The 26,168-nt window shown below is 51.7% G+C and carries 29 protein-coding genes; 22 read left to right on the top strand and 7 right to left on the bottom strand.

The window, feature by feature from the left end; all coding sequences use genetic code 11:
- Nucleotides 1–53: 53 nt before the first annotated feature.
- Entirely contained in the window at nt 54–269 is a 216-nt protein-coding gene (locus tag ACV7NC_RS13690) for a hypothetical protein (protein WP_458153158.1), read from the bottom strand.
- 186 nt (nt 270–455) lie between these two features.
- On the opposite strand from ACV7NC_RS13690, the gene ACV7NC_RS13685 reads away from it, so the two are divergent.
- The 16 genes from ACV7NC_RS13685 to ACV7NC_RS13610 all read left to right on the top strand — a co-directional run bounded on the left by ACV7NC_RS13685 (nt 456) and on the right by ACV7NC_RS13610 (nt 15,230).
- Nucleotides 456–815, top strand: coding sequence for a hypothetical protein (locus tag ACV7NC_RS13685; RefSeq protein WP_458153157.1), 360 nt, complete (start codon nt 456–458; stop codon nt 813–815).
- Nucleotides 816–872: 57 nt separating this feature from the next.
- Complete coding sequence (gene cas2, locus ACV7NC_RS13680; protein WP_458153156.1) at nt 873–1,151, top strand: CRISPR-associated endonuclease Cas2; 279 nt, start codon at nt 873–875, stop codon at nt 1,149–1,151.
- A gap of 9 nt (nt 1,152–1,160) precedes the next feature.
- On the top strand, nt 1,161–3,263 hold the full coding sequence (gene cas1 / locus ACV7NC_RS13675; RefSeq protein ID WP_458153155.1) for a CRISPR-associated endonuclease Cas1: 2,103 nt from the start codon (nt 1,161–1,163) through the stop codon (nt 3,261–3,263).
- Nucleotides 3,264–3,273: 10 nt separating this feature from the next.
- On the top strand, nt 3,274–3,561 hold the full coding sequence (gene cas2, locus ACV7NC_RS13670) for a CRISPR-associated endonuclease Cas2 (RefSeq protein WP_458153154.1): 288 nt from the start codon (nt 3,274–3,276) through the stop codon (nt 3,559–3,561).
- Between the two features lie 563 nt (nt 3,562–4,124).
- Nucleotides 4,125–5,645 carry a DUF4407 domain-containing protein gene (locus ACV7NC_RS13665; protein WP_458153153.1) on the top strand — a complete coding sequence of 507 codons (1,521 nt, stop codon included), beginning with the start codon at nt 4,125–4,127 and terminating at the stop codon, nt 5,643–5,645.
- 19 nt (nt 5,646–5,664) lie between these two features.
- Nucleotides 5,665–7,242: an ATP-binding protein gene (locus ACV7NC_RS13660; RefSeq protein WP_458153151.1), complete on the top strand. Its 1,578-nt coding sequence runs from the start codon at nt 5,665–5,667 to the stop codon at nt 7,240–7,242.
- A gap of 19 nt (nt 7,243–7,261) precedes the next feature.
- The gene (locus tag ACV7NC_RS13655) at nt 7,262–8,053 is read left to right on the top strand and encodes a hypothetical protein (RefSeq protein ID WP_458153150.1); all 792 of its coding nucleotides are present in this window, start codon (nt 7,262–7,264) and stop codon (nt 8,051–8,053) included.
- A complete protein-coding gene (locus ACV7NC_RS13650; protein WP_458153148.1) occupies nt 8,050–9,171 on the top strand; it encodes a hypothetical protein in 1,122 nt (373 codons plus the stop codon). The genes ACV7NC_RS13655 and ACV7NC_RS13650 overlap by 4 nt, the downstream gene beginning before the upstream one ends.
- Nucleotides 9,172–9,180: 9 nt before the next feature.
- The gene (locus ACV7NC_RS13645) at nt 9,181–10,257 is read left to right on the top strand and encodes a hypothetical protein (RefSeq protein WP_458153146.1); all 1,077 of its coding nucleotides are present in this window, start codon (nt 9,181–9,183) and stop codon (nt 10,255–10,257) included.
- 31 nt (nt 10,258–10,288) lie between these two features.
- Entirely contained in the window at nt 10,289–10,738 is a 450-nt protein-coding gene (locus tag ACV7NC_RS13640; protein ID WP_458153144.1) for a cyclic-phosphate processing receiver domain-containing protein, read from the top strand.
- Nucleotides 10,739–10,778: 40 nt separating this feature from the next.
- Nucleotides 10,779–11,393, top strand: coding sequence for a hypothetical protein (locus tag ACV7NC_RS13635; protein ID WP_458153142.1), 615 nt, complete (start codon nt 10,779–10,781; stop codon nt 11,391–11,393).
- A 33-nt stretch (nt 11,394–11,426) separates the two neighbouring features.
- A complete protein-coding gene (locus tag ACV7NC_RS13630; protein ID WP_458153141.1) occupies nt 11,427–11,852 on the top strand; it encodes a hypothetical protein in 426 nt (141 codons plus the stop codon).
- A gap of 189 nt (nt 11,853–12,041) precedes the next feature.
- Nucleotides 12,042–13,169, top strand: a complete 1,128-nt coding sequence (locus ACV7NC_RS13625) for a Card1-like endonuclease domain-containing protein (protein ID WP_458153139.1) — start codon at nt 12,042–12,044, stop codon at nt 13,167–13,169.
- Nucleotides 13,166–14,254 (top strand): CRISPR-associated ring nuclease Csm6, encoded by a 1,089-nt coding sequence (gene csm6 / locus ACV7NC_RS13620; protein WP_458153137.1) that lies wholly within the window; start codon nt 13,166–13,168, stop codon nt 14,252–14,254. Before ACV7NC_RS13625 ends, csm6 begins: the two co-directional genes overlap by 4 nt.
- Before the next feature lie 191 nt (nt 14,255–14,445).
- Nucleotides 14,446–14,655 (top strand): addiction module protein, encoded by a 210-nt coding sequence (locus ACV7NC_RS13615; protein WP_458153136.1) that lies wholly within the window; start codon nt 14,446–14,448, stop codon nt 14,653–14,655.
- Between the two features lie 191 nt (nt 14,656–14,846).
- Nucleotides 14,847–15,230, top strand: a complete 384-nt coding sequence (locus ACV7NC_RS13610; RefSeq protein ID WP_458153135.1) for a VOC family protein — start codon at nt 14,847–14,849, stop codon at nt 15,228–15,230.
- An 83-nt stretch (nt 15,231–15,313) separates the two neighbouring features.
- Here ACV7NC_RS13610 and ACV7NC_RS13605 read toward each other — a convergent pair whose 3' ends face one another.
- On the bottom strand, nt 15,314–15,931 hold the full coding sequence (locus ACV7NC_RS13605; protein ID WP_458153134.1) for a response regulator transcription factor: 618 nt from the start codon (nt 15,929–15,931) through the stop codon (nt 15,314–15,316).
- Complete coding sequence (locus tag ACV7NC_RS13600; RefSeq protein WP_458154949.1) at nt 15,928–17,388, bottom strand: PAS domain-containing sensor histidine kinase; 1,461 nt, start codon at nt 17,386–17,388, stop codon at nt 15,928–15,930. Before ACV7NC_RS13600 ends, ACV7NC_RS13605 begins: the two co-directional genes overlap by 4 nt.
- A gap of 307 nt (nt 17,389–17,695) precedes the next feature.
- Between ACV7NC_RS13600 and ACV7NC_RS13595 the strand changes: the two genes are divergently transcribed.
- The 4 genes from ACV7NC_RS13595 to ACV7NC_RS13580 all read left to right on the top strand — a co-directional run bounded on the left by ACV7NC_RS13595 (nt 17,696) and on the right by ACV7NC_RS13580 (nt 21,176).
- Nucleotides 17,696–17,839, top strand: coding sequence for a hypothetical protein (locus ACV7NC_RS13595; protein WP_458153133.1), 144 nt, complete (start codon nt 17,696–17,698; stop codon nt 17,837–17,839).
- Between the two features lie 26 nt (nt 17,840–17,865).
- Complete coding sequence (locus tag ACV7NC_RS13590) at nt 17,866–18,858, top strand: sodium-dependent bicarbonate transport family permease (RefSeq protein WP_458153131.1); 993 nt, start codon at nt 17,866–17,868, stop codon at nt 18,856–18,858.
- 172 nt (nt 18,859–19,030) lie between these two features.
- Entirely contained in the window at nt 19,031–19,357 is a 327-nt protein-coding gene (locus ACV7NC_RS13585; protein WP_458153130.1) for a P-II family nitrogen regulator, read from the top strand.
- A 328-nt stretch (nt 19,358–19,685) separates the two neighbouring features.
- Nucleotides 19,686–21,176, top strand: a complete 1,491-nt coding sequence (locus tag ACV7NC_RS13580; protein ID WP_458153129.1) for an alginate export family protein — start codon at nt 19,686–19,688, stop codon at nt 21,174–21,176.
- Between the two features lie 28 nt (nt 21,177–21,204).
- Here the strand turns inward: ACV7NC_RS13580 and ACV7NC_RS13575 are convergent, their stop codons facing one another.
- The gene (locus ACV7NC_RS13575; protein WP_458153128.1) at nt 21,205–22,515 is read right to left on the bottom strand and encodes a porin; all 1,311 of its coding nucleotides are present in this window, start codon (nt 22,513–22,515) and stop codon (nt 21,205–21,207) included.
- A gap of 585 nt (nt 22,516–23,100) precedes the next feature.
- On the opposite strand from ACV7NC_RS13575, the gene ACV7NC_RS13570 reads away from it, so the two are divergent.
- Nucleotides 23,101–24,144, top strand: coding sequence for an IS481 family transposase (locus tag ACV7NC_RS13570; RefSeq protein WP_458152119.1), 1,044 nt, complete (start codon nt 23,101–23,103; stop codon nt 24,142–24,144).
- A gap of 260 nt (nt 24,145–24,404) precedes the next feature.
- On the opposite strand, the gene ACV7NC_RS13565 is transcribed toward ACV7NC_RS13570, so the two are convergent.
- Nucleotides 24,405–24,815 (bottom strand): hypothetical protein, encoded by a 411-nt coding sequence (locus tag ACV7NC_RS13565; protein ID WP_458153127.1) that lies wholly within the window; start codon nt 24,813–24,815, stop codon nt 24,405–24,407.
- 392 nt (nt 24,816–25,207) lie between these two features.
- On the opposite strand from ACV7NC_RS13565, the gene ACV7NC_RS13560 reads away from it, so the two are divergent.
- A complete protein-coding gene (locus ACV7NC_RS13560) occupies nt 25,208–25,405 on the top strand; it encodes a hypothetical protein (RefSeq protein ID WP_458153126.1) in 198 nt (65 codons plus the stop codon).
- A 128-nt stretch (nt 25,406–25,533) separates the two neighbouring features.
- Here the strand turns inward: ACV7NC_RS13560 and ACV7NC_RS13555 are convergent, their stop codons facing one another.
- Both ACV7NC_RS13555 and ACV7NC_RS13550 read right to left on the bottom strand, forming a co-directional pair.
- The gene (locus ACV7NC_RS13555; protein ID WP_458153125.1) at nt 25,534–25,722 is read right to left on the bottom strand and encodes a DUF3330 domain-containing protein; all 189 of its coding nucleotides are present in this window, start codon (nt 25,720–25,722) and stop codon (nt 25,534–25,536) included.
- Between the two features lie 38 nt (nt 25,723–25,760).
- Nucleotides 25,761–26,165, bottom strand: coding sequence for a hypothetical protein (locus ACV7NC_RS13550; RefSeq protein WP_458153124.1), 405 nt, complete (start codon nt 26,163–26,165; stop codon nt 25,761–25,763).
- Nucleotides 26,166–26,168 lie beyond the last annotated feature (3 nt).

Genomic DNA, 26,168 nt, shown 5'->3' with positions numbered 1-26,168 from the left:
AGTAAAGGGCGCTAAGCGAAGCGGGTCGGGAAGTTGGGCCGAAGTCAGGCCCATTAAGACGGATTTTCTTCTTCGCCAAAAACAAAGTTGAAGTCGGGAAGTTGGGCCGAAGTCAGGCCCATTAAGACTCGAAATCCACAATATACCCATCCGCTCTTGTGTATCTGTCGGGAAGTTGGGCCGAAGTCAGGCCCTTTTTTGACAGAAAATATCGGGCCACCAATAATGCCTTTCTGTATCATCGGTTCATTACAGTGATCGCCGGGCATCGCTCCATCCCGTTTCTCCAACAAAACATAACCATCCGAAATATCAGTAGCTTGCTATGACTTTCCCAGCAAGGTGGCGCATATCACTCTGGCAAACTTGCCGCACAAGCTTTGCACCCGGCGCCCTTTTACAATGACGATCATCACTGATTGCTTGTGATTCAATTTCGTAAAGGAGGCGCTACAATGGATATTCAGAACAAATTAGACCGCTTGCTGCCCGCACGCATCTTTGCCCTGATGACGGGAATATTTTGTGCGCTGTGGTTTTACCAAGCCAATGTGTTGGAGACTGTACAGAACGATCACAAAGTCGGTGCGCAGGAACGTCAAATACTGGAAAATCGTTTGAACCAGCTACGCAGCGACTTGCAGACGCATGAACATGCAGCATCTCAAGCACGTTTCGAATGGAATCACGAGGTCGCCCCCGGCAAGAGGTTTCGCGCAGCGAAAATGCGTGAAGAAGAAGCAGTTCGCCATGCCGAGCGTGTGCGACAGGAGATTAAGCAACACAATGCGCAGCTTACTGCATTGTGTTACTAGTTTGGTCTGGAATCTGCCGAAGTGAGCGAAATGCAGTCTTCGCATTTTTTACAAACCATGCACTACTTGGTTATCACCGATATCGCCGATCCGCGGCGACTACGCCACGCGGCCAGAGTTTGCGAACGCTGGGGCGAGCGCGTACAGAAAAGCGTTTTCTTGATGGAACTCAATAGCGGCGAATTGCTGCGGCTGCAAGCTGCCATGCGTAAAATTCTCCATCACTGCGAAGATTCTGCCCGATATTATCCGCTGTGCAGAATGGACCTTGCCCGCTCCGGCGGTGAGGGGTTAGGGCGCGGCTTGAAGCCCGGCGGCAGTCACTGGATTATCTAGGATCACGCGATGAGTCGTATCATCGGTCCGCTGCTGCGCAAGATGCTGACGCTTGGCATGCTGCGCCGGGCTTGGGACAAGGTAGCCGGCAATAATGGTATGGCGGGTGTCGATGGCGAGAGCATTACAATGCTGAAGCCGGATATCGACACTGTGTTGCGCCAATTGGCCAGCGCAGTGATCAGTGGCAATTACCGGCCGCAATCGCTATTGCGTCTGTGGGTGGAGCGCCCGGGAAAATCTCCGCGTGGCTTGGCAGTTCCGGCGGTACGCGATCGCATTCTGCAAACCAGTCTGACGCTAGTTTTGACACCGCTTGTCGAGGCCGAACTGGAAGATTGCAGCTTTGCTTACCGGACCGGGCGCGGCGTGCGCCAGGCAGTTGATCGTGCCGGTTTTTATCAACGCCAGGGTTATCACTGGATTGTCGATGCCGACATCGAAGCTTTTTTCGACACCATCCCGCACACCGATCTATTGGCGAAATTACAAGCGCTCGTACCCGAACCGGCTCTGATCGCCTTGGTGGAACAATGGCTGACCGCGCCGATCCACGATAACGGAACCGTTTCCCTGCCGCGGCAAGGCATACCGCAAGGCAGCCCGATCTCACCGCTGCTGGCCAATTTGTATCTGGATACGCTGGACGAAGCGTTGCTTGATGCCAATCACGTGCTGATCCGTTACGCCGACGACTTCATCGTGTTGGCCAAATCCAGGGAAAAAGCCGAAGCCGCGCTCGAACTCAGCCGCGACGTGCTGGAACGGTTGGCGCTCAAGCTCAACCCGTTGAAAACCCGAATTGTCCACTTCGACGAAGGGCTGGAATTTCTCGGCTGGTATTTTGTGCGCAGCTTTGCCATTCCGGCGCGCGGCAAGGGCACGATACCGGACGCCCCGCAGCCGCCGGTTGCGATACCGCAGACAGTACCGGAGGAAGCTATTTCGCTTACCGCGCCAGTACCTGCTGAACCTGTAGCGAAACGACCGGACCGCGAGGCACCGCCCGCCGGCGAAGCACCGGATTTGCAAGAATTCACGGATTCCGGCGAACATGAATCCGCTTCGCTGGCGCAAGAACTGCCGCCGTTGGCCCCTTTGCAGCGCACGCTTTATCTGGTCGACCACAAGGTACAGCTATCCGTCGACAATCAGCGCTTCCGGGTGGCTCAGGGCGATAAAACATTGCTGAGCCTGCCCGCGCATCAGGTCGATCAGATCATGCTGTTCGGCGCCATTCCGGTCAGCACGCAAGCCTTGCAGTTGGCCGCCCGGCATGAATGCGCCGTCGCCTATCTGTCGCGCTACGGCCGTTATTACGGCCGTTTCGACTCCACCGGCGGGCAACATGTCACGCTATTGCAAGCGCAGTTTGCGTGCCACGCGGACGCGGCATTCCAGCTCGAGTTCGCCCGCGTCATCGTCGCCGCGAAACTGCATAATAGCCGCGTTATCCTGGCCCGCTTTCAACGCCACCGCCACCCGTCATCTTTGTCCGATACCATCGAATCCTGCCGGGAACGCATGAAGCATATCGAACAATCGCTTAAAACCGCCGGCAGCCTGGAAAGCCTGCGCGGCAGCGAAGGTGCTGCGGCAGCGCTTTATTGGCGCTCGTTCGCCGAACTGATTCCCGCGCCTTGGCAATTCAGCAAACGGCAAGCACACCCCGCGCCGGATCCGGTCAATGCCTTGTTGTCGTTAGGTTATACGCTGCTTTACCAGGCAACTGCCGGATTGCTCCAGGCGCGCGGATTGAACGCGCATCTCGGCATGCTGCACATCCCGGGCGGCAGCCACCTGGCGTTGGCATCCGATTTGATGGAGAATTTCCGCGCCTACGCCGTCGACGCTACCGTGCTGAAGCTGCTGCACACCCGGCAGCTTGATCCGCAATCGCATACCGTGCATGACGGCGCTTGCCAATTGGGCAGCGATACCGTGCGCATTTTCATCGGCGCAATCGAGGATCGCTTCAACGGCGTCCAACAGCACCCGTCAACCGGCACGGCAATGGATCTGCGCCGCATCATCGATCACGACATCCTGGCGCTGATGAAAGCCTACCGTTCGCACGACGCAAATCAATTTCAGGCGACGCGCTGGCGTTGAGCGGTTGATCATGAGTGAAATCTATCTGGTTGTTGTTTCCTACGATATCGCGCATCCGTATCGCCTCAACCGGGTTGCGAAAGTGTTGGAAGCCGCCGGAGTGCGCGTGCAAAAAAGCGTGTTCGAATGCGGCCTGACGCCGGATGCGTTGAAGGCTCTGCGCTTGCGCCTACGCCGCTTGATCGATCCGGCCGAGGATCATATCTTGATCATCCCGGTTTGCATGCGTTGCCGCCATCATATCTGCTGGCAAGGCAAATTGCCCGATGCGTCAACCGCACCACACTGGATCATTTGAACGGACCGCGCCGCACTTGTATTCATGCGGGTTACAGGCTAATATTGCACAACTTTCCGGCAAATTGAATGGAAACAACCAGAGACCGCCGTTTTTCGCTCTGGAACCCGCGCCAGTAAAGGGCACTGAGCGAAGCGGTCGGGAAGTTGGGCCGAAGTCAGGCCCATTAAGACCCACTAATATTGGTAACAAAGCTACCTATGATGTCGGGAAGTTGGGCCGAAGTCAGGCCCATTAAGACTTGACCAGATTTTTCCGTAGCGCCGTCTGTACGTCGGGAAGTTGGGCCGAAGTCAGGCCCTTTTTTTGACAGAAAATCCCAGATGCACCGATAATACTTTTCTGTATCATTGATTCATTACAGTGATCACCCGACATCGCTCCATCCCGTTTCTCCAACAAAACATAACCATCTGAAATATCAGCAACCTGCCGTTATTTTTCTTGGCCGGGCGACGTATGCCATTCTGGCAAACTTGCCGTGCAAGCCTTTCACCCGGCGCCCTTTTACAATGTGCACATCATCGATCGCGAAGTGCAATATCTGTAAAGGAGAAACCACCATGGACGCTGACAACAAATCCGACCGCTTGCTGAACATCTGCTGCGCCATCACTTTCATGGACGCGGATTTGGTTCGTCAATGCAATGGATCGAAAGAGCGGCAAGGGGTCCTTTTGCACGCGTTGGGACTGGTTGCTTCTTTGGTATTCGGGATCACTGTATGGGGCGGTTTAGTATTCACGCAAATACTGCCGATCTGGGGTGCTATTTTGGGCGGTATTTTAGTCAGCTTAATAATTTGTCTGCTCGAGTTGGCTTTTTTTCATGCCGACTGGGAACCGAAAGGAATTTTGTCCGAGCGCACAACTGCGTGGAGAAAGCTCTGCCATTGGATGAAGATCGGGCTGCGGCTGCTGATTGCATTCTGTATTGCACAGTTGACTGGGGCATTTGGTATGTTGTGGTTTTACCAAGCCGATTTGGATAACCAGTTGGAAAAAAACCGGCAGCAACATAATGCGCCGATCGAAACGGAATATCGCGCTGCTAAGGAGAGGCTGTATGCCGATATGCTGGAAACCCCACAAAACGATCACAAAACCGTTACACAGGAACGCCAAATCCTGATTAACCGCTTGCACCAGCTACGCAGCGACTTGCAGATGTATGAAAGCGCCGCGTCTGATGCGCGTATTGGATGGAAACACGAACTCGAAAGCGGCAAAGGCCGGAAATTTCGCGCCTTCGAAGCGAAAGAAGAGGAAGCAACTCGCCATGCCGCGCGCATACAGCATGAATTTAAGCGCGATAGCGCACGGCTTGCCGAACTGGATCGCCAGCTGGAAACCATGGAAGCGCGTATCCTGGCGGCGCAGGCGCGTTTCGAGGCTGGGCATGCGCAATTGATCGCAGAACGCGATGCGAAGTTGTTACCTGCTCGCAGCGATTTAGGCATGCGGCAGGCGGCGCTGGGTCAACTCAAGCAGGACGAAACGTATGGCGGAACGCTGACTTTTCATTCCAAAGTTATTGAATATGTATTGATAACATTCGAGATGATTTTTTTCATCATGATGTTAAACAAACCCGCTTCTATCTATACAGCGCTCTTGCGTGAACGCACACGAACGGAAGCGCGCCAGATTCAACTCGACTATGAATTGACGAGGGCCAATCTTGAAGCCGAATTTTCCTATCGCGGGAAATTGAATCTGCGTCAGTTTGAATTGCAATATGGGGCCGAGCTTCGCAAACTCGAGGCGGATTACGCCAACAACGGCTTGGCATCGCCGCTACGCGCGCAGTCATTCGCTACGGCTGGCACAACGGACAGTCCGCTATTCGACCCATCGGCAGCATCATGCCCCGCCGCTGCCGATCAAAGCGCAAGCGCCCAGGATGCTGGAGCACAAGCACAAACACCGGCGCATGACGGCGATTGTCACCGGGTCATTGGTGGCGAAGCGGATGAGCGCATTTCCACCGCGGAAGCTATGACCAACCCCGAACGTTACTGGGTAAACCCCGACAATCCTAAGGAAATTTGGCTACAAGCATTTCGCAAGCAATTGTTTCATTAGAACAGGGACAGAGAAGATCATGAGCAAATTTGCCTATAACCAATCGATGGATGCGATCCAGGCGCAATTGGCGCGCATCATGAAAGCCAGCCAAGTCGCGCAAAACATCCGTGCTTGCTTTCTGGGCACCCACGACCGCGATCATGCGCTCAATCTATTGAAGGAAGTATTCGGTCACGACACCGCAAGCGGAGCAATCGCACTGTATCATTTCACCTCGGCGGCCAAACGTTATTATCAGAGCGGAGCACGTGGCTGGGATATCGTCGGCCAAGGCCCCAACGATGTTTTGACGTTGCTGCAGGACGCGCAGCAAATTTCCAGCGGAGGCGTGGTCATATTGGAAGACTGCCTTCCGTTTTTAGCGGACGAGAAAGGCGATCAACGGGTACGCATGTTGCTGTCGCAAATGCTCTCGACCGAAACAAAAAGCGTCGGCTTGGTACTCGTTTTCATCGAAGCGCCGCAATCCGAAAAACACTTGCCGTCGATTCTGAGCGATCAATTCGTACGGCTGATCATCCCCTATCCGCGCATCGACGAATTGCGCAGCATCGCACGCCGCGAGATTGCATTAATCGCGCATCACACCAAAACCCCCATGCCGGCTGAAACAATCAAGCTGCAAGGCGACCGCTTGGCTACGGAATTGGTAGGTTTGTCCCGTAGCGCGGCCAAGGATGCGATGCAAGATGCACTTTCGTCCGGCCCCGAAAATTTCGACACCGCATACCGGTTGCTCACGATACGGAAAAAGGAGCAGCTAAGCCGGGATCTGGCGATGAATGTTTTGGAAACCAGCACCGCGGAAGAACCGGTCGGTCTGGATAACCTGGTGGATTATCTACGTATAACACAGCAAAACATGCAGATTACCGGACCAGGCCGTGCACGCGGTATCTTGCTAATCGGCCCGCCCGGCACTGGAAAAACCATGCTGGCGCGTGCAATTGGACGGTTGGTTGGATTGCCGGTGGTTGAATTCAGGATTTCCTCGCTGATGAATTCCTTGCTGGGCGAAACCGAACGCCGCTTTGCCCAAGCGTTCCAAACTCTGGCAGCCATGAGTCCGAATGTGGTGTTTATCGATGAAATTGAAAAAGCTTTTGGTGATTCGTCGGAACGCGACGGCGGCACCATGATGCGTTGCACCGGCGCGCTATTGTCATGGCTTTCTGACAATCCTTATCCCAACTACATCGTCGCCACATCGAACAGCCTGCGGCGCATGGGCGAGATCGGCTTAACCATGACGCGCTCGGAACGCTTCGATGCCGCTTTCTTTGTCGACGTGCCTGGAACTGCAGCACGCCGGCAAATGCTTGAACAATGGTTGAACGGATATATCGAGCAACCAAGCGAGATAGCCGCAACGCTTGCCGGATTGACCGGCAAATTTTCCGGCGCCGACTTACGCTCGGTGGTTAAGCAAGCAGTGTTTCGCGCCCGCTCTGAGCAGCAACCGCTGACGATAGCGCGGCTGGAAAGCGAAATCAAACGTAAACAAGCGCGTGTGATTGCGCTTTACGACGAATTCCGGGAATTGCGTCAATGGGGATTACGCTATTGCGATCCTGCTTCATCAACTCAAGATTGATTTTTAAAGGAGTCATCGTATGAGCAATACTAGCAATGTTTCACCCTATGATTCATCGTTTGACGGCGATCTGACGGCCAACGCGAGCAGTAGCGATTATACGCTCACGGACGCCGTTAATCGGCAAAGCTTGGCTGAATGGCTGTGGGAACAGCTGCAACCAAGCGCGGAAGAATTGGCGCAAATCCGCGCCGTCGAACAAACGTATCAACAGCAATTCGACGCATTAGAAGCAGTGCCCGTTGAAGAATTTCAACACTTATCCAACGTGACCACTTTGAATCTTCATTTGAATGACCTGCCGCAATTATTGAATACCGCCAGACAGATTGGGTACACGGCAATCCAGACACCGGATTACCGCTTGAACGGCGGCACACTGTTGCAACATGCTGATGGGTCGCGCATTGCCGTAAGCCGGAATGCGCAAGGCTGCCTCCGTTTGCATTCAATTGCCGATGCGCAGCCGTTGCACAATCTCATCGGACATTTCACCCAAAACCAGGTGCTGAAATTCCTGAACGAAAAAGGCATGAAGTTTGAGTCTGTGCGCTTGTCAACCGGGGAATTGCAAATTCTCGCGCAGGAGCAAAACCTGGAACAATCCGGTGGCAGCGCTCTGATCAAAGCCCAGGTTCAATCAGATGGCACAACGTGGATCGACATCGACTTATGCAAAGGAAATCGCTGCGAAACGATCGTGCAACAATTCGCCACGGCCATCGGCGGCAGAGTTATCGCGATGAAGAAAAAAGATAGTTGGTTCCAATTACCGGGCGAACCGACCAAAACTCAAGTGAAATCATCATGAGCCGACAAACTGAATTACGCATACGAATCAATTCCCAAGGCGGATTGGAAATTGTCGATCCGGGCTGGGATTGCCTAGCATTGATGCAAGCGCTCGATCCAGGTTACGTCATTCAGAGCCAGTCTTTACCCGGAAGCAATGCGCCGCGTTTTTTGCAGACGCGCGACACCGGCTGCGGTTATAGTGTGGATGAAATCGAGAAATTATCCTTGGTCGAACTTTGGCGGATTCATAACCGCCGCTTATCCTGTGCCTGTGAATTCGTCTCAATCGGTTTCAGTGATGGCGAGGCGTCGCTGCTCGATGTCAAAATCGAATTGGCACGCCGGATCATGCAAAATTGCACGCTATGCGCACAACGTTGCGAAGTCGACCGGCTTGCGGGCGAAACGGGCGTATGCAGACTGGGCGGGGAAGCGCTGATCGCCGAACACTTCGTGCATATTGGCGAGGAACCAGCCATTAATCCATCGCTGTTGGTCAGTCTCGCCGGTTGCGGCTTGCGTTGCCGGTTTTGCCAGCAAAATGCCATTCTCGATCCCGGCAACATCGCCGGCGAACCATTGCAAGCTTCGCTATGGGATGCATTGGATACTTCCGGAGCGCGTACACTTTCCTTTGCCGGAGGAAATCCTGATGAATCGTTGTATGCCATTCTCCAATTCCTCAAATATGCGCCGCACGGCTGGGCATTACCGCTGGTTTGGAATTGTCATGGCGCTGCAACGCACGAGACCATTTCGCTGTTGCATGGCATCGTTGATATCTGGCTGCCGGATTTTAAATATGGCAATGACGCGTGCGGACAACGTTTATCGGGCATCCGCCGATATTTCGACACTGCTTCCGCAGCTATCCAGGCCATGCTGGCGCAACAAGTTCCGGTAATCGTTCGCTTACTGGTACTGCCGGATCATTTCGAGTGCTGCCATGTTCCGGTATTGAATGCTTTGGCAAGCATGTCGCCGTCAGATCAGCTATGCGTTTCGATCAGAGGGCAATATTGTCCCGACTGGCGTATCGCTCCACGCGACGGAGCATTAAACCGCCGCCCGGTTTCCACAGAGACAGCGGCGGTTCGCTCGCTGGCGGAAAACTTAGGATTAGCGGCCATTTAGGGAGTAATAATGTCACATCGCGCTTATCGATATCTTGTAACGACCCAGATCGCCGATCTACCCGACCGGCTACCGATTGTGATGGTCGACGGCACAGTGCCGCACTGGCTGCCGCGCGCGCGCGATCAGCATTTTGATCATCACAAACCGGGCGGCGCACCGATCCAGTTGCTGGAGATCCCAGATACTGCAAACATTCCGGCGAATGCTTGTTTTGTGACGACACAAGTCGATGCCGATGCCTGCGCCGCAGCCGCTTGGTTGCAACTATTAGCAATACAACCCGCGGCTGCCGTGTTGAATCGCGCCAGAAACCATCTGTGCGCCATTGCTTACGAATGCGATCACTTAGGTCAGCCGTCAACACAATCCGATTCCGGATTGGAGGATTTCGCCCGCAATGCAGTCGCCGCGCTTAAATTGTCGTCGCATGCACTCGCAGCCCGATTGGAATTGCCGAATGACCGCAACACATGGTCTGCCGAGCAGAAACTGCAGTTTGCTTCACGCGCTTTTCAGCAAGGCACCGAATGGCTGGTGCAAGCCGCGCAAGGATTCGGTGCCTGGCCGGGCGAAACAGGCGAAGCCAGCGCATATTGGGCGCAGTTTCATCGACAACGTCCGGAAATCTGGGCACGCTGCCGGCTTGTCAACGGCATCGGCGTACTCGATCAACGCGGCATTACCGCCTATGTCGACCCGCGTCATCTAATTGACTGGGTTCGCCAGCAAACCGGACATCGCAATATTACACTGACCGTGCGGGATCGTTTTCTTGAAGTCGTTCATCCTGACCGCAAGGTTACACTGCCTGGCTATAGCTATACTCTGGGCAGTGTTCCGCTGCACCCATGCGGCTCGCCCAAATTTAGCGAATGTTATATCTGGGAGAAGCTTACACAAGCAGAGACAATTAAACGCAACTTGCTCGGTTTCTCTCCTTCTAGCAGCGGCTGGGGTGGACGCAACGAAGTCGGCGGCAGTAGTTGGAACGATGCAGCATTACTGACGCCCGAAGAAGTCATCTCGCACGTGCTTACTGTGCCAAGCGATTGCAATGATGCATTTCAATCCGAACAACCATGATGATAGTGACTAAAAATCCAAAGGATAACCGATGTCAATGATAAAACCGATACCCAGACTGCTTTTGATTGAAGACAGCAATGCGCGTATCCAGCAATTTCGCGATTGGTTGCCCGAAGGCGTCGTGCTTATTGTCACCGCCAGCGCCGGACGCGCCATCGGCACCTTGCAGCACAGTCTTCCGTATGACTTTGCAGGCATCATGCTCGACCATGATCTCGACCAGCAAGTCATCAATGAAACAGAAAAGTTATTTTCCGGCACAAACGTTGTCGATAGTTTGATCAAAAAAATCGATAAGGAAATACCCGTTCTGATTCATTCGATCAACGCTGTCGGCGCCGCGAGAATGCAGCGTAAATTATGCGGTGCCGGTTTTGATGTCACCATCAACCCCATGACCAATCTCACAAACGAGCGGTTCGAAGCCTGGCTGGATAACGTTCTGGAGCTTTGGGAATACCGGCAAGAGGATGATTGATTCAATGTGCAAAAGGGTCCCGTCAGCAACAGAAATTTCGATGCCCGCAATCCATGCTGGCGTTTATACCGTAGCCGCCGCACTGATTTGCCTGATTATTTCACCTGCGGCATCGGCTTACATCGGCAGTGCTCAAAGAGCCGCAGCGCATGCTGCAGCCGCTGCGGCACAGCGGCATACAATGAAGCGCCCACTGCCGGTATCGGCAAAACCGTTTGTACAACGCGTGGCAGCCCGCGAACCCGACCGCGTGGTAAAACGCTGGACATCATCGCTTTGCAAACCGGCAAATCCTTGCCCGCTGGATGAGAAAACCGCGAATACCTTTCGCGGTGGATCGTATGCCGAAACGATTCTGAGCAAAGATACCATCCTGTATCGCAACTACCACCTGCCGTCACGAAAATTCGGCGCCGTGAACGAACGATTTTCGTATTGGAGCCGCAACAGTGCCAGCGGCACCCAGGCAGTAATCGACCGTGCCATCGATGTATCGCGCTACGGTAACCGGGCAGATCGTATCGTTGCCGTTCGCGTGCCGAAGGGCACCCGCGTCTATGAAGGCGCTACGCACGGCCTTGACAAAGGCGCCGTAGGAGGGGGCAATCAGGTTATTCTGGATCGGGTGCGCCCGGAATGGAAAATCAGGTATTAACTATCGTCCTTATAGGACACCGAGGAGATTGCGATGAATCGTTCATTTAATTCGATGTTGATGTTGATTCCCGAAGAAATGCTCGGGAACGTCTTAACATTGCTGCTGGTATTAGGCGGACTATGCCTGATAATCGGCGCAAAAAGAACAGCGAGCTTTCTCATCGTTACTGCCATTGCATTACCGTTTATCGCCGCCATTGCAGGCGCATTTTTCAATGAACTGTTTGCCGTTTTGCCGCCACAGATGGCGCAATTGTTTGCCTGGTCGATCACCGCGATAATCGGTTTATTGCTGTTTGGCACTGCAATGAGCGCAATTTTTGGCATACATGCCTGGAATGCCGCTAAAGGACAATTGCTCGCCGATGCCATTCGAGGCCTATTCAAAGCGATTTTCCGCTGGTCGTTTGTTATTTTGGCGCTTGCCGTACTTGTTGCCGTGTTTACAAGCCGTTGAAACCTTCTCACCACAAACTTGATGGCAATGTGATCATTATCGAATCGCTTATGTGACAAATTCTCATTAGAATACGATCGTTCTTTTTTCGCATGTCAAACTTGTCATTTATGTCATCACAAGATTGTTAATTATGATGATCGCCATCTATCGCCATTCATAGCAACCCCTACCGAAAGGATAACAGTCATGCCAGTCAAGAAATTTGATCATCACTTGTGTTTGGTTTCCGATCAAGCAACACCCAATTTGACGCCTGCGTTGGATCCGGATTTCCGGCCCAAAACCGTGACGCTGGCCACCAGTCCGCAAATGCAGGAAAAAGCTGATTGGCTGAGTAACGTATTATCCAAGCATGGTATTCTAGTGGCTGCATTGCAGATTCCAAATCCTTATGATTACTCGCAATGCTGGCTAACCATTGCCGAGTGGCTTGCCGCGCAAAACGATCACGTGGCATTGAATGTCACCGGTGGAACCAAATTGATGGCCATGGCTGCTCAGGATGTTTTCCGAAAAGCGGAGAAGCCGGTTTTTTACGTCAATGTCGACAATGACGAAGTCATCAGCCTCGATCCTCGCAGCAAGACGTTTACTTTGCCGACTCAAATCAATCTCCAGCAATACCTTGCAGCACATGGTTTTAAAGCGCTGCAACTTGAAAAACCGGATATCCCTGAATCAACCCGGAATTTTGTCAGCACACTGGCTGACAAGAGCATGCATCAGGGTAATGCGTTAGGATCATTAAACTATTATGCTCAAAAAGCCAAACAAACATTGACCTCTCCTAAATTGACACAAGATTTGCTGAATAATAAAGCGTTTAAAACTTTGATCTCGTTGTTTCAGAAAAACCATAAACTGAGTATTCAACACAATAAAATTGTTTTTCCCAATGAAGCTGACCGGCATTTCGTGAACGGAGGTTGGTTGGAGTATTGGGTTTATTGCGTTCTCTCCGATCTTTCTGGAGAATTGAATATTACCGATTGGGGGATTAACCTCGAAGGACAGGCGCCAAACGGGATAAATCATAATGAATTGGATGCCGCTTGCCTGCTAAAGAACACTCTGCATATTATCGAATGCAAGTCTTCCAACTTGGGAGCTGGAACAGTCGGCGTTGAGGCACTTTACAAACTGAATTCATTACGCCGCATGGGCGGCTTGCGCACCAAAGCAATGCTGATCGATTACCGCGGCAGTCTGCGGAGCGTCGACAAAAGTAGAGCAGCCGATTTGCAATTAACCGTCGTTTCCGGTGCTCAACTGCGCGACCTTCGTGGTACTTTAAGAGGATGGCTAACGAAATGACAGCGCTTGCTTTTCCTCGCCGCGTATTGTTGGCGGTCACCGGATTAACCCCGCAGATTGTTACCGAAACGCTTTATGCGCTGGCTGTGCAAGCCGAAAGCCGGTTTATTCCAACCGAAATTCACATCATTTCAACCCAGGAAGGCGCGGAGCGCGCCCGGCTTTCATTGCTCGATCCCGCGATCGGACAATTTCATGCGTTATGTAAAGATTATGCGCTGCATGGAGTTCAATTCTCCCCGGAAAATATTCATGTCATCGAGGATGCATCCGGTCAACCGCTTAAGGATATTCGCACTCCGGAAGATAATCTGCGCGCTGCGGATTTCATATTGCATTATGTTCGTGAATTTTGCCGCAGTGAAAATTCCATGTTGCATGTATCGATTGCCGGCGGCAGAAAAAGCATGGGATTCTTCGTCGGGTATGCACTTTCGTTGTTCGGCAGACCGTGGGATCAATTATCGCATGTACTGGTCAACGAACCGTTCGAGTCGTTAGCCGATTTTTATTTCCCGCCGTTAGAAGGCAAAGTTCTCATGTCGCGCGACAATCGCCCCGTGCATACCTCGGATGCACGCATCATGCTGGCCGATATTCCTTTTGTCAGACTACGAGGGGGTTTGCAAAACCCTCCCTCCTCGTTTCATGAAACCGTTAAAGAAGTGCAAGCGGGGATTCACTTCGTTTCGTTGTCGTTTAATGTCGATGAGCGAACCATTTTTTGCGGCGGCAAGGCAGTGAAGCTGCCTCCCGCGCAGTTTGCCTTTTATCTTTGGCTCGCCCGCAGGCAAGTCAACACATCCGGCGACGGCGCTTTTTCCGTAAGAAACGCTGATCATCGTGAGTTTCTTGATATTTATGCGGGAATTGTGGGCCGGATGTCGCCATATTTCGAACAATGCGAAAAAGCACTCAAAGCGGGATTCGACATGCAATTCATTGAGGAGAAAAAATCCAAAATCAATAGCCGGATTGCAAAGCAATTACCGCTTGAAGCCAGTATTTATCAAATCGGCTCTTTCGGTGAAAGAAACCATAAGAAGTATGGCTTAAAACTTGGTTCAGACAAGATCACGTTGTAATTCCGGAAAAATCGAAAACCGGCCTTTTTTACTACAGCAGTGCAAAACAAATTTTACAGACTGCTTCGCGCTTGTATCCATGTCAACCCCATTAACCCGTCAAACTCCTGACCGGATTTTCATCCCGGGTACATTAGCGCTATACTGGTTATCTGTTTTGCAACTGTTTTTTTCAGCGAGGTGTTTTATCCATGCCGATTCCACTTAATTCACTGTCTATCCGCGAAAGAATTCTGCTGGTGGAAGATCTTTGGGATAGCATTGCCGAAGATCATGCCATGCTGCCGTTTACGCCCGAACAAAAAAACGAACTGGACCGGCGCCTGGATGCTTACGAAGCGGATCAAGCACAGGGCCGGGAAGCCAGTGAAGTGATTGCCGGTATCAGAAAGCGGTTGTGAAGCGCACGGTATTTTTTCGCATCGCGCAAGAAACGATCATCGTCATCGCCGTCATGCATGGCAGCCGCCACCCGCAAAAGTGGCAGCAAAGACCATGACATGACCGCTAAAACCTTTACACCATGCATCATCAGACTGTGACCGGAATATTAGATTACCGGTTTCACCACAGAAAGGAAAGGAGAACAGCCATGCCCATCACCTTGAATCACACCATCGTGCCGAGTTTCGATAAAGTCGAATCGGCGAAATTTTATAGCCGGGTGTTCGGTTTTGAGTACGTCGGCGCGTTTTCCCACTTTATCGTGGTGCGCGTCAACGACACGCTGTGCCTGGATTTCGACAACGAGACGCAATTTGAGCCGCACCACTATGCATTCAAAGTCTCGGAGCGGGAATTCGACGAGATTTTTGCGCGCTTGCTGGCAGAAAAAATTCCTTACGGCAGCGGCCCCGGCAGCGCCGATGATATGGCGATCAATCACAACCACGGCGGGCGCGGCGTGTATTTCCGCGACCCGAACCGGCATCTGCTGGAAATGCTGACGGCGGATTACGTCATGCCGCCGCAATGATCCCAGCGACGGCTCCTAATTCAAGACACTACAGCTTCCCGGCGCGAATCAACTGATGCAGTTTCCCGAAGCCGTTGATGCGATCAATCATGCAGATCGTTTTCGCGCGCAATGCGTGCGAGATCAATCAAATTGGTCGCGCCAGTCTTTTGCATGATCTTCGATTTGTGAATTTCCACGGTGCGGTGACTGATTCCCAGACAGGATGCGATTTCCTTGTTGGCAAGACCTTGCACCGCCAGCAGCATGACTTCGCGCTCGCGCCGCGTCAGCTTGATCAGAGACGAGCGGATTTCCTGATGACCGGTGACGTCGCTGATATGCTTTTTGGCCTCGGCAAAAGCCGTACGGATGCAGATCAGCAGCTTCTCGCGGATCACCGGCTTGGTGAGAAAATCGATCGCGCCGCCTTTGATCGCCCGCACGCTCATCGGAATGTCGCCGTGTCCGGTCAGAAAAATGACCGGTAACCGGATCTTGCGCCAAGCCAATTCTTCCTGCAGTTGCAGACCGTCCATGCCGGGCATTTTCACGTCGATGATGATGCAACCGAAAAAATCCGGATGACAGGCATTCAGAAACATCCTTGCGTTCTCGAACGATTGCACGGCCATACCCGCCTGTTCGATCATCAGCGTGAGCGAATCCCGCACCGCCGCATCGTCATCCACTATATAAACAACCGGTTCCTGCGTCATCATGGTTCAAAAGGCAAAGTAAAATGAAATTTCGCGCCCGTCCGGGCGCCGGCATCGATCCAAAGCTGGCCGCCGTTGGCTTCGATCAAGGCGCGGCTGATCGCCAACCCCATGCCGATACCCGTCGGCTTGGTGGTAAAAAACGGTTCAAAGATCCGCTTGACCAGATTCTGATCGAATCCCGGTCCGTTATCCTGCACGATCACTTCGGCAACTTCCTCTTCACCGGCCGTTTCCAGCCGCGTGATGATCGTCAGATCGGGCGAATCCAGGTTGCGCATCGCTTCGATCGCGTTTCTGAAAAGATTGACCAGCACTTTCTGGATTTGCGTACGGTTACAGCGCACTTCCGGCAGATTTTCCTGCAACAGCAGCACCGGGTGGAATCTGCCGTAGCCATCGTTGTAGACGACGTTTAATGCTTCATACACGATTTCATTCAAACTGGAACGCTCGGTCACCAGTTCCCCTTTCTGCAGAAAAGCCAGCAATTCGTGCAGACTGCGCCCGGCGCGTTGCGCCTGTTCCACGCACCCCTCCAGCGCTCGTTTCAGATGGCTATAGCTGGTACTGCCGCTGCCAAGCGCATGCAACACCACTTCACTGTAGGCGGAAATCGCGGCCAATGGCTGATTCAGCTCGTGCGCAATTGCCGATGCGGTGCGCGCCGCGACTTGCTGCTTGAGAATGTTTTCGGTTTCGTCGCGATGCAGTTGCAATTTCTTCTGGATTTTCTTTTGCTCGGTGACATCGCGCGTCACCCCGATGAGGCGATGCGGATGCCCGGATTCGAAATAGACGCGCCCATGCGCCGCGATCCAGCGCTCCATGCCGTTCAGCGGATTAATAATGCGGTATTGCGCCTTGAATTCGCCGCTGCTGGCGGGATCCATCGCTTTTTCGATCGCCAGTTGCCGCGCTTCGCGGTCTTCCGGATGAATCGCCGCCACAAATTCCTCATAACTGACGGATTCCTCGGAATCTTTCCCCCACAGCTTACGCATTTGCGTATCCCAGAAAACGATATTGCGTTTGAAGTCGTAGTCAAAAATACCCAATCCCGCCGCTTGCTTCGCCAGACGCAAGCGCTCTTCGCTGATGTGCAAGGCTTCTTCGGTATCCAGCCGCCGCCGCGCGGCATTGAAAATAATCAGCACCAGCAATTGCTGTTTCTTCCGGATCGGACTGAGGCTGATATCGAGCAACATTTCCTTGCCGTCGCGATGCAGCACGATCAATTCATTACCGGCGCTCATGGCGCGCTTCGCCGGGCGTTTTAAAAAGAGATCCTGGTAATAACGGTATTGCTTCCGGTAGCGCGGCGCGATCAGCATTTCCACCGTCACGCCTTGCAGTTCGCCGCCGGTATAACCGAGCAGCCGCTGCGCTGCGGGATTGACGACCGCGATGCGGCCTGCGTCGTCCGCCAGAATCATGGCATCCGCTGCGGCTTCGAACACTGTCAAGAAAGTTAATCCTCTCACTGCACTATTCAAATGTTTCTCCACCCGTCGATTCGGAATTGAAACGCCAATCAGCTTACGACAGAAATCGGCAATTTACTATCAATTTGTTGATACGTAAGGGTTTGCACTTACGTGTCCGCACGGATATTTCCCTACGGGGTTCTCTTGTAGGATTTGCCCGGTAGGAAATGGCACCGGTTGCTTTGACCGGGATGCGCAGAAAATTTCTGCGATCGGCGCATCTGTCAGCGTGCTGTTTTTACCCAGGAAAATCTGATTTTTAACTGTTTGGAGAAACACGATGATCAAAAAAATTTTTGTATGCGGGCTGCTGATGACGGCTTTAATGATATTGCCGCACCAACCGCTGCTGAGCGATCCGGTGGACATGGCTTCGAAACCAGCCGTACCGCAAGATCAAGCACGCTTAACTTTAGTTGTTTAACTTGTCACGTATAGAGGGGTTCCATTATGTCTCTGTCCAGTCTTCTCGTACCGGCGATTCTGTTTTTTGCATTGGGAATGTTTGCCTGTCTGATCAAGTCCGATCTGAAATTCCCGCCCGATATGCACAAGATGATCGTCATTTACTTACTCATCGGTATCGGACTTCATGGCGGTAAGGCGCTTGCCGGATCCGATATGGCATCCGCTATTCCGGCGGTCTGGGCGGCGCTCGCATTCGGCATCGGCTTGCCGATCGTTGCTTACCTGATCTTGCGTCTGGTCGGCAAAATCGATCCGCTCAACGCCGCGGCGATTTCCGCCCATTACGGCTCAGTCAGCGCCGGTACCTACATGACCGCAGTCGCATTCCTCGCCGGTATCGGTGTAACGTACGAAGCCTACCCGGTGATCATGCTGGCGATCATGGAATCGCCGGCGATCATGATTGGGCTGGTGCTTGCCGGTTATTCCCGGAAAGTCATGGGTGGCGCTGCCAAAGCCGACAAAGGAATGTACAAGCACTTGATCATCGAAGCCTTTACCAACGGCAGTATTCTGCTGCTGTTCGGTTCGATGGCAATCGGCGCGGCTGTTTCCGATGCCAGCTACCACAAGATCGAACCGTTCTTTGAGCTGATCTTCATGGGCGCATTGTGCATATTCTTATGCGACATGGGGATGGAAGCCGGAAAACGATTGTCGGAATTCAAGTCAGTCGGTGTTTTCCTGGTCGGCTTCGGTATTGTGATGCCGCTCATCGGCGCTGTCTGCGGGCTGTTTGTCGGACACTTTCTGCTCGGCTACTCGGTTGGCGGTATCACGCTGGTCACGGTGCTGGCAGCCAGTTGCTCGTATATCGCCGTTCCCCCGGCGATGCGCCTGGCGATTCCGGAAGCCAATCCGTCGTTCTATCTGACGCTGTCGCTCGGCTGCACCTTCCCGTTCAATGTCGTCGTCGGTATTCCCATGTATTACGCCGCTGCGCAATATCTGCATGCTACTTACTACCCCTGGTAAGCGGCGTATCAGCCAGCCATGGCCGCACACCACTCCGGCCTGCTCCTGATGTTTTCCTCCTTCAGCATCAGGAGCGCACTTGCGGCGGCGATGTGTTCCGGCGCCGCCGCAAGTTATCAACGCTTTCGCATCCCGGTTACCACATTATTAATTCATATGGAGACACATCATCATGTTAGAAAAGGAAATACTGAAACCCATGAAGCGAATCGAGATCGTCATTGACGAAAACTCTCTGGATGCTCTGCTGAAGCTGCTGCGCGATGCCAATGTGCGCGGCTACACGGTCATCAAAAAAGCCGGAGGATTCGGATCGACCGGTGAGCGCAATCCGGACGATTACGCGCTGGAACTGCCCAACGCCATCATGGTACTGGCCTGCGAAGACAGTCAGGCAGCAAAGATCATCAGCATATTGCAGCCGAATTTGCGAAGCTTCGGGGGCATGTGCCTGGTCACCGATTGCCAATGGGTCATGGGGCCGGCGGTTTCGTATTGAGCGTCAGCACCGTTCCTGCATTCTTAAACCCCTTCACTTCCAAATCCTGGCTGAATACAGCCAGGATTACAAACACACCCGCCATTCCCAACGTTTTTTTTGTAGCCAGGTCCTGCCGCCCGTATTGCAATTGCTATAGGAAATAGCATCGCATATTTTCAACCATATGATTATCTTTAATAATTCACATTACCACAAGACTTATAAGGGATTGCGCTTAAGTGCTCGCACGGATTTTTCCAGCAACTATCGCCCGGTATATTAATAAAAACTTGATCGATTCACCCGGATTTTCTTTAACCGGCAACTACTTGATGAGGGAATAAAAATGACCTGGAGACGAATTCAATACACTTGTTGGCTGGTATTTTTCTGCTGCGGCTGCGTGTTATGGGGCAGGCACCTGTTAGCCGCTGAGTTATCCAAAGAAAAAGCCCAGAAAACTGAACAAACGCCTTCGATCGTAAGAACCAATACACCAGCCAACGGAACCAACGGCACGTCTTTCAGCGCCCAGGAAACCCCCGGGCGCACCCGCTTCGACTTTGACAATCTGACCAAGCTGATGGAAGAGCATAAAACACCATTGGCCGCCATGGCGCCCGACTGGCTGAACATTGCGGTCGAGCATCGTACCCGGTACGATGTTTACGATAACGGTTTCACCCGAAGCATCCCGGGATTCAACGATCAGATCCATCAGCGCACCCGCTTTCTGATGGAAATCAAAAATATCATCGATCCACTGAAATTCACGCTCGAATTGACCGATATCCGCGCCCCGCTGGCCAATTTCGGGCAAGAACATAACCCGAATATCGCCGATCATTTTGACTTTACCCAAATGCATCTCGGTCTGCACGGCAAAAACTTTCTCGGAACAGGGTATGCCGCGAAATTCGAAGTCGGCCGCTTCATGATGGATCTGGGTGAGGCTCGCCTGGTCGGGGGACACCGCTGGGGAACGCTCTCGCCCGCATTTGACGGTTTGCACTTCATGATGGGCAATACCGATGAAAAATGGAGCCTGCGCGTGTTTGGCGCCCGGCCAGTCAACCGGGTTACCACATCGTTGAACTGGAACACACCCGAGACTTACTTTTCCGGGGTCTACGTGACCAACCGCGATCTACGCTGGGCCAATGTCGATGGTTATTTCCTGCAGTTAAACGAAGGGGACAATCTCAGGCAACGCAATTTATCGACCACCGGTTTCCGGCTGTTCGCCAAACCTGCGAAAGGCAGTATGGATTATGAAATCGAATCGATGTACCAGTTTGGCGATACCCGCGATAAGAGTTTGTTCGCCCATCGTCATCATGGTGAAGTTGGGTATAGTTTCAATACCCCAATGCCGCTCAGAGCCGTTTATCTATTCGATTATTCATCGGGAGACCGCGACCCCGACAAAAACTTCGACATTCTATACGCCAAGCGCCGCGTCGAGTATGGCCCAACCGGTATGTTCGGGCCTTTTTTTCCGTCCAACTTGATATCCCCGGTCGGCTTCCGCGCAACGCTGGTTCCAACTCCGACTGTCCGCTTGATGATGTCGCACCGCGCTTACTGGCTCGCCGATAAACACGGCGCCTACGTTGGCAGCGGTTTGCAAGACCCGACCGGCCGCGCCGGCACCTTCCTCGGCAATATGCTCGACATCAGTATCGGCTGGGATCCGCAATTCAGCTTCCTGAAACGCGTCAGCTTTGACATCGGCTACAGCCATATCTTTAAAGGCGATTACTTCGAGAAAGTCGCTAACACTCCTGGCATGGCCGACACCAACTATGGTTATACCATGGCAACGTTTAAGTTTTAAGGAAACACTAATAGTTTCTGAATTGATTTCAAAAGGGAATCACCGCATCCAGCGAGAATAAAAACTGATCCTTCTTGCCGTCGAACGGGCGGAACGCCATATCGATGCCGTCCGCCCGGTCGTAGCGGATATTTTTGCGGATAAGCAAATTGCGCACTGGCCGCCAGCCTTTGTTCCAACGCATCGCCGGCTTCCAGTTCATACCCACGGTAACGGCGTAATAATCCGCGGGCGCGCTGATGAAGGGTACATTACCGGCGTAGCTGACACCCTTATTGTTTAATGCGGACAAGATGCGGTAAGGGGAAAATACCCGCCAGCCGTTGCGGTCATGAAAACGTTCGGCGCGAATACCGATCGACAGGTTTTGCCGCAGTTCATAAGTCAGGTGGGAATTGATGCTATACCAAGCAGCATTGCCGATGCCTTCAGGCAAATTGATATTGGCCGCCCAGCCGTTCGTATGCTGCAAGACAGCATGCAGCTTGGGCGTGAGCCAACGTTGCAACACCACACTGTACATCATCCAGGGCTCGCCCACCGCAGTTTGGCCATAGGTGCCGCCCAGGGACATGCTGGTTTTCTTATCGTCACTATCCCAAAGCAGATGCGCTAGTCCACCCCAATTATCAAGCTGCTTGTCGAAACCACCATCCCAACCGCCGGTAGCGCTGCCGGTAGTCGCCGCACCGCGAACGGTCCAGTTGCGGTTTATCGCGTAGGTACCCAGAAAACCCGTATGCGTAAAGGGCTCACCGCTGTTCAGGATATAGGCGCGGGTATAGAAGAAATTGTCGGGAGCGGGCACGCTTTCATAGCCCAGCGGGGTATAAAAATGACCCGCTTTGATATTCAAGCCATTCCCAACCGGCACATGCGTTTCAAGATAAGCTTGCGGCAGCGCGATACCATACGTACGCGTCGATTTGCAGCAGATATTCAAATCCCAATTCCCCCTATCCGACGGTTCACCGGTATTTTCATCGAATGCAGATATGCCAAAGGCCTGGGTGTAAATGGCATCGGTCCCAAACATAAAATCGAAGCGCCCGCCGACGCTCCAATGTTTGGAGTCCGATTCGACACTGCGCTCGATAAAAAGGTTAAGCTGATTTAATTGAAAGCGGTTGGCGCGATCGGCAAATGTCACCGTACCATTAAAACCATCCGACGGATTGTTGGCATTATAAGTTGCCCCGCCGTTGATCCAGCCGCCAATTTCCACACCGCTGCGCTTGAATATCTCAGGCATGGCATTGGCGACAGCATGATCAGCTGTAATGATCGCGGCGGCAACCATACCCGCTAGAGCCACAAGGCTATTGATTCGGTAATTCATTGTCCCTTTCATGGTTATTTATATATATAAAAGCAAAATGATAGGGACGAACCTTAGCGCAACCGAAGTTATAAAAGCTATCGGAATGGCCTTCATTTCCTGTCAGAATATTCTTATTATTTCAATGATATGAAAGTGGAAATAGGTCGCTTGCATAATCAAGGATCCAGCACTTTCCGGTATCTTAAGCAACCAATGCACCGTCTTGGTGGATAGAAGCCCATGAATCTACCAGCTTTCTAGAAATAAAATGATTTGATAGATCATCAATACGAAGAAGCAAACCGATCGCGTCGAAACTCGGCCAAACAGCTAAATAGTTTCGTATTTAGGTAAAACGAAAGAGGGATGAAATGGAAGTATGGGTTGGTGTCAAGGAATCGTCGGAAATTTAGGCCGATCAAAAAGATATTACGTAATGCATAAGCTAATTTCGCACAGACGAAGCTCGATTATCAACTGAAATAAAGTGTAGTAATTCAGACTTGATCTGACAGCAGGGTCTTGCCAAGAGGTGGGATTACCCGGTTTGATAGAGGTGCGAAACTTTATCAACCAAACGCGAAAGCGAAAAGGAGTAATCCCATGAGTAGTGTTCAACAGAAAGTCATCAAACACAAGATTGGTCTGCTTAATTTGGCAGCCGAACTTGGCAATGTATCCCGCGCCTGTAAGGTGATGGGTTTTTCCCGCGATACTTTCTATCGCTATCAAGCAGCGGTAGAAGCAGGGGGCGTTGAAGCGCTGATCGATGCGAATCGACGCAAGCCCAACATCAAGAACCGTGTAGAAGAAGCGACGGAGGTGGCGGTCACTGCTTTCGCCCTGGAGCAACCGGCTTTTGGTCAAGTCCGAGTTTCCAATGAACTGCGCAAACGCGGAATCTTTGTTTCTCCGTCTGGTGTTCGTTCGGTGTGGCTGCGCCAGAATCTGGAGTCGTTCAAAAAGCGTTTGTCGGCTTTGGAAAAGCATGTCGCCGAGACCGGAACGGTGCTGACTGAGGCGCAGGTGCAGGCGCTAGAGAAAAAACAGGACGATGATGTGGCCCATGGTGAGATCGAGACCGCTCATCCTGGCTATCTCGGTAGCCAGGACACGTTTTATGTCGGCACCCTCAAGGGTGTGGGGCGGATATACCAGCAAACCTTCGTCGACACCTATTCCAAATGGGCGGCCGCCAAGTTGTATACCACCAAGACACCAATCACAGCGGCTGATTTGCTCAATGACCGGGTACTGCCGTTCTTCGCTGAGCAAGGTATGGGCGTCATCCGCATCCTGACCGACCGTGGCACCGAATATTGCGGCAGACCGGAGAGTCACGATTACCAGCTCTATCTGGCACTGAGCGAGATTGAGCATACCAAAACGAAAGCCAATCATCCTCAGACCAACGGTATTTGCGAGCGTTTCCACAAAACCATCTTGCAGGAATTCTACCAAGTGGCATTCCGGCGCAAGATCTACCACTCGATCGAGGAGTTACAACACGATCTGGATGAATGGATGGCGTATTACAACAGTTCGCGTACTCACCAAGGAAAGATGTGCTGCGGACGCACGCCAATGCAAACTTTAATTGACGCAAAGGAGGTATGGAACGATAAAATCACCGCATTGAATAACTGAATTTGATCTAACAGGCACATCGTCAAATCGGGGGGGCTGTCAGATCAGGTCGCGATTACTACAAATAAAGATTGCGCTTGTCGACTTATATTACACAGAATACCTGATAGAAGCCAATTCAAAATTATCTATTACAACAGCTGGTTGGATATATTTCACCAGCAGAACTGGAAATGGCCAATTTTCCCAACTATGTTGGTCAGATAATACAACTACAATTTTACTCAGGACCTACATTTTTCCAAAAAACGAAGTGATTACTAAATATTGAATTCATCGGTTGACAAGTCTTTGCTGTACTGATTTTCTTTTCTCGGAAATGCGTTTTGATAGGCTGCAGCTTCAAGATGGCGAGTGCTATCGACAATGGGTTGATCGATGCGAATAACTTTGCGGCCGTCCTTAAACGCAACATTGCTGCCATCGGCATCAGTACGTTTCAAAACACCATGCTCGAACGAATATCCATCCGCAGCACACTCAAATGATCTAATGTCAATTATCACTTCTTCCCAGTCAGGATTTGGAATACCCTCAGAAACTGTGATCATGTAATCGCTAACCCATTCCTTTGTCATTTGATCTCTCGTCGGTTCTTCAATGTGCCAACGTATTTCACCGTAATAACCTTGCGTCAAATATACAAATTCTGGTCGATATAGTTTAGTCATTTTTGCTTACCTTGTTTAATTTTGTAAAAAGTGCAGCAGATATTCAGATCCCAATTTCCCCTATCCGACGGTTCGCCGATATTTCATCGAATGCGGATATGCCAAAAGCCTGCAATAAATCAGTGTCAAACAAAAAATGAAAAAAACCGATCTGCAGACCGCTGCATTTGAAGTTTTCAAGCATGGCATTGGCGACAGCAACCACATTCTCATTAAAACTTTAAAGCTATTAATTCGATAATCCATCATCACTATCAATGTTATTCATATATTAATAAGTAAATTTATAAAATAGAAATTTAGCGCAACCGAAGTTATAAAAGCTATCGGAATGACCTTCATTTTCAGTCAGAATATTCTTATTTTACTGATAACTTGGAGGTGAGAACAGGTTGCATGCACAGACGGCGGATATGTACCGTGCGTGGAAATATGCACCCGATTTTGCGTCACTGTTGGTGATGGAATTCGATGGAATCCGGGCGATTATCGGGATCTTACGCCAGGATTTATCTGGAATGGTTCAATCGATACTAAACGATAAGCGGGCAGCACTGCCGCTCAATATGAAAACTTGGGAAAAACCGTAGAACTGAAATCCACGATTTAGGGAAACGTTGATTAATCTGGCGAACGAGATATATCAACAAGACAAGCGAGGAAGCGAGTACCGCACAGCGCAGTGACTCGCTCGTATAGTCAATTAATCAACGTTTCCTTAGCTTTTTTTCTCACAAACCGGAGTCCCATCTTGCTGCTTTTTCCAGCGGTCGTAACACTCCAGGCCGCAGTAATACATAATGTAATCGGTCGCTTTGACGCTGGTCGCTTCTGATACAGGAATTTCCTTGAAACACACTTCGCACGATACTTTCTCGGGCTCCTGGATATTTTTTTGCTCAATCATATCGTTGCTCCTTTAAAAAATAACCAATTCAACGGCTGCTAACGTGATGGCGGAGGTGGCGGGTTACCTGCGGGCGGCGCTGGTGGCCTAAAGCCCGCCGGTGGCGCGGTTACCTTGGGATTGCTTGTTTCAATATCCGCTGGATCACCGGTCAATCTTCCCAGCATCGGTACGCGGTGGCCTCTGGCATACATGCATTGAATGTAGTAGATATCGAATTGCCGCTGACTCCTGTGCATTGCGGTAGCCGCCGACGCAGACTGCGATGTTTTGCCTTCCAGATGCTGGAATGCGAGCATCCGGCAATCGTAGTCGTCCGCGCGAAACTGCTCGAAGCTGACCCCCTTGCCCGGCAGGGTGATCACACTCGGCGCGTTTGGCGTACTGACACAAGCGGTCAGAATTACCAGCATGATCAACAGAAAGAACAATCGGCTTATCATGAT

Source organism: Nitrosomonas limosa, from assembly GCF_054188085.1.
Note: the sequence above shows the minus strand (reverse complement) of the source record. Positions and strands in the feature narration are given on the sequence as shown.

Coding starts and splice junctions, on each gene's coding strand:
- ACV7NC_RS13580 (WP_458153129.1), top strand. CDS start 19,686: ATGACCTGGAGACGAATTCAATACACTTGTTGGCTGGTATTTTTCTGC.
- ACV7NC_RS13625 (WP_458153139.1), top strand. CDS start 12,042: ATGCCAGTCAAGAAATTTGATCATCACTTGTGTTTGGTTTCCGATCAA.
- ACV7NC_RS13590 (WP_458153131.1), top strand. CDS start 17,866: ATGTCTCTGTCCAGTCTTCTCGTACCGGCGATTCTGTTTTTTGCATTG.
- csm6 (WP_458153137.1), top strand. CDS start 13,166: ATGACAGCGCTTGCTTTTCCTCGCCGCGTATTGTTGGCGGTCACCGGA.
- cas2 (WP_458153154.1), top strand. CDS start 3,274: ATGAGTGAAATCTATCTGGTTGTTGTTTCCTACGATATCGCGCATCCG.
- ACV7NC_RS13605 (WP_458153134.1), bottom strand. CDS start 15,931: ATGATGACGCAGGAACCGGTTGTTTATATAGTGGATGACGATGCGGCG.
- ACV7NC_RS13610 (WP_458153135.1), top strand. CDS start 14,847: ATGCCCATCACCTTGAATCACACCATCGTGCCGAGTTTCGATAAAGTC.
- cas1 (WP_458153155.1), top strand. CDS start 1,161: ATGAGTCGTATCATCGGTCCGCTGCTGCGCAAGATGCTGACGCTTGGC.
- ACV7NC_RS13665 (WP_458153153.1), top strand. CDS start 4,125: ATGGACGCTGACAACAAATCCGACCGCTTGCTGAACATCTGCTGCGCC.
- ACV7NC_RS13660 (WP_458153151.1), top strand. CDS start 5,665: ATGAGCAAATTTGCCTATAACCAATCGATGGATGCGATCCAGGCGCAA.
- ACV7NC_RS13555 (WP_458153125.1), bottom strand. CDS start 25,722: ATGATTGAGCAAAAAAATATCCAGGAGCCCGAGAAAGTATCGTGCGAA.
- ACV7NC_RS13690 (WP_458153158.1), bottom strand. CDS start 269: ATGCCCGGCGATCACTGTAATGAACCGATGATACAGAAAGGCATTATT.
- ACV7NC_RS13630 (WP_458153141.1), top strand. CDS start 11,427: ATGAATCGTTCATTTAATTCGATGTTGATGTTGATTCCCGAAGAAATG.
- ACV7NC_RS13585 (WP_458153130.1), top strand. CDS start 19,031: ATGTTAGAAAAGGAAATACTGAAACCCATGAAGCGAATCGAGATCGTC.
- ACV7NC_RS13640 (WP_458153144.1), top strand. CDS start 10,289: ATGTCAATGATAAAACCGATACCCAGACTGCTTTTGATTGAAGACAGC.
- ACV7NC_RS13635 (WP_458153142.1), top strand. CDS start 10,779: ATGCCCGCAATCCATGCTGGCGTTTATACCGTAGCCGCCGCACTGATT.
- ACV7NC_RS13565 (WP_458153127.1), bottom strand. CDS start 24,815: ATGACTAAACTATATCGACCAGAATTTGTATATTTGACGCAAGGTTAT.
- ACV7NC_RS13575 (WP_458153128.1), bottom strand. CDS start 22,515: ATGAATTACCGAATCAATAGCCTTGTGGCTCTAGCGGGTATGGTTGCC.
- ACV7NC_RS13645 (WP_458153146.1), top strand. CDS start 9,181: ATGTCACATCGCGCTTATCGATATCTTGTAACGACCCAGATCGCCGAT.
- ACV7NC_RS13595 (WP_458153133.1), top strand. CDS start 17,696: ATGATCAAAAAAATTTTTGTATGCGGGCTGCTGATGACGGCTTTAATG.
- ACV7NC_RS13615 (WP_458153136.1), top strand. CDS start 14,446: ATGCCGATTCCACTTAATTCACTGTCTATCCGCGAAAGAATTCTGCTG.
- ACV7NC_RS13550 (WP_458153124.1), bottom strand. CDS start 26,165: ATGATAAGCCGATTGTTCTTTCTGTTGATCATGCTGGTAATTCTGACC.
- cas2 (WP_458153156.1), top strand. CDS start 873: ATGCACTACTTGGTTATCACCGATATCGCCGATCCGCGGCGACTACGC.
- ACV7NC_RS13685 (WP_458153157.1), top strand. CDS start 456: ATGGATATTCAGAACAAATTAGACCGCTTGCTGCCCGCACGCATCTTT.
- ACV7NC_RS13655 (WP_458153150.1), top strand. CDS start 7,262: ATGAGCAATACTAGCAATGTTTCACCCTATGATTCATCGTTTGACGGC.
- ACV7NC_RS13650 (WP_458153148.1), top strand. CDS start 8,050: ATGAGCCGACAAACTGAATTACGCATACGAATCAATTCCCAAGGCGGA.
- ACV7NC_RS13570 (WP_458152119.1), top strand. CDS start 23,101: ATGAGTAGTGTTCAACAGAAAGTCATCAAACACAAGATTGGTCTGCTT.